Raw genomic sequence first — 2,033 nt, 5'->3', positions numbered from 1 at the left:
GCCTTCCGTTCGGGGAGGGCGTCCTTGACGGTCTTGAGGATGCCGGCGGCGTCGAGGCCGGCCTCGGCGTACATGGCGTCCGGGGTGTTGTGGTCCTGGTAGCTGTCCGGCAGCGTCAGCGTGCGCACCCGGACCCGGCCCGCATCCAGCGCGCCCCGCTCGGCCAGCAGGTGCAGCACCATCGCCCCGAAGCCCCCCACCGAACCCTCCTCCAGCGTCACCAGGACCTCGTGGCGGCCGGCCAGATCCAGGATCAGCGCCTCGTCCAGCGGCTTGGCGAAGCGCGCATCCGCCACGCTCACCGCGATCCCCTCCGCCTCCAGCGCATCGGCCGCCTTCAGCGCCTCCGACAGCCGCGTGCCCAGCGCCAGCAGCGCCACCCGCGCCCCCTCGGGCGCGCGCACCATCCGGCCCCGGCCGATCGGCAGCGCGACCCCGCGCTCGGGCAGGTCAACCCCCACGCCCTCGCCGCGCGGGTAGCGCAGCGCGATCGGGCCGGTGTCGTGCGCGTGCGCGGTGGCCACCATGTGCACCAGCTCGGCCTCGTCCGAGGCCGCCATCACCGTCATGTTCGGCAGGCAACACAGGTAGGCCAGGTCGAAGGCGCCCGCATGCGTCGCCCCGTCCGCCCCCACCAGCCCGGCCCGGTCCATGCAGAAGCGCACGGGCAGGTTCTGCAGCGCCACGTCGTGCACCACCTGGTCGTAGGCCCGCTGCAGGAAGGTCGAGTAGATCGCCACGAACGGCCTGTAGCCTTCCGTCGCCAGCCCGCCCGCGAAGGTCACCGCGTGCTGCTCGGCGATGCCCACGTCGAAGGTGCGCTCCGGATGCGCCTTGCCGAACAGGTCGATGCCCGTGCCCCCCGGCATCGCCGCCGTGATCGCCACCACCTTGTCGTCGGCATCCGCCGCCTTGATCAGGCTCTCGCCGAACACCCGGGTGTAGGCCGGCGCGTTCGGCTTGGCCTTGGCCTGCACGCCCGAGAGCACGTCGAACTTGACCACCCCGTGGTAGCGGTCGGCGCTCGCCTCGGCGGGGGCGTAGCCCTTGCCCTTCTGGGTCACGACGTGCAGCAGGATCGGACCCTGCTCGGAGTCGCGCACGTTCTTGAGCACCGGCAGCAGGTGGTCGAGGTTGTGCCCGTCGACGGGCCCCACATAGTGGAAGCCCATCTCCTCGAACATCGTGCCCGAGCCCACCACCAGGGAGCGGGCGTATTCCTCGGCCGCGGCCGCGCGCTGGTAGAGGCCCTTGGGCAGGAGCTTGCCCAGCTGCTTGGCGGTCTCGCGCAGGGACTGGTAGGTGCCCCCCGAGGCCAGCCGCGCGAAGTAGGCCGACATGGCGCCCACGGGGGGGGCGATCGACATGTCGTTGTCGTTGAGGATGACGATCAGGCGCGAGTGCAGGGCGCCGGCATTGTTCATGGCCTCGTAGGCCATGCCCGCCGACATCGAGCCGTCGCCGATCACCGCCACCATGTTGCGGCGCTTGGGGGCCGGCGCGCCCTGCGCCTTGGCCGCCGCCTCGTCGAGGTCGCGCGCCACCGCCATGCCCAGCGCCGCCGAGATCGAGGTGGAGGAATGGGCCGCCCCGAAGGGGTCGTAGACGCTCTCCGAGCGCTTGGTGAAGCCCGACAGGCCGCCGGGCTGGCGCAGGGTCCGGATGCGGTCGCGCCGGCCGGTGAGGATCTTGTGCGGGTAGGCCTGGTGGCCGACGTCCCAGACGATGCGGTCGTCGGGAGTGTCGAACACGTGGTGGAGCGCCACGGTCAGCTCGACCACGCCCAGGCCCGAGCCCAGATGCCCGCCCGTGACCGAGACCGCGTCGATCATCTCGGTGCGCACCGCGTCCGCCACCGCCTGCAGCGCGCTCTCGGGCAGCCGCCGCAGGGCCGCAGGCTCCGCCAGACCGTCCAGGATCGCCGTCGCCTCCGAGGACGACACCGACGACGCAGGCGCCGAGCCCGGCGAAGCCTTGTCCTGCGCGACCTTGTCTTGCGAGCCCTTGTCTCGCGAGGTTTCTTGCCGTGACAC

The 2,033-nt window shown here is 72.2% G+C and carries 1 protein-coding gene; it reads right to left on the bottom strand.

Going from position 1 to position 2,033, the window contains the following annotated elements; genetic code table 11:
• The coding region (gene dxs, locus AC0IWM_RS23650; protein WP_471759108.1) for a 1-deoxy-D-xylulose-5-phosphate synthase at nucleotides 1-1,943 on the bottom strand (1,943 nt) is incomplete at its 3' end.
• Between the last annotated feature and the right edge of the window lie 90 nt (nucleotides 1,944-2,033).

It is taken from the genome of Methylobacterium sp. AC433 (assembly GCF_979253015.1).
Note: the sequence above shows the minus strand (reverse complement) of the source record. Positions and strands in the feature narration are given on the sequence as shown.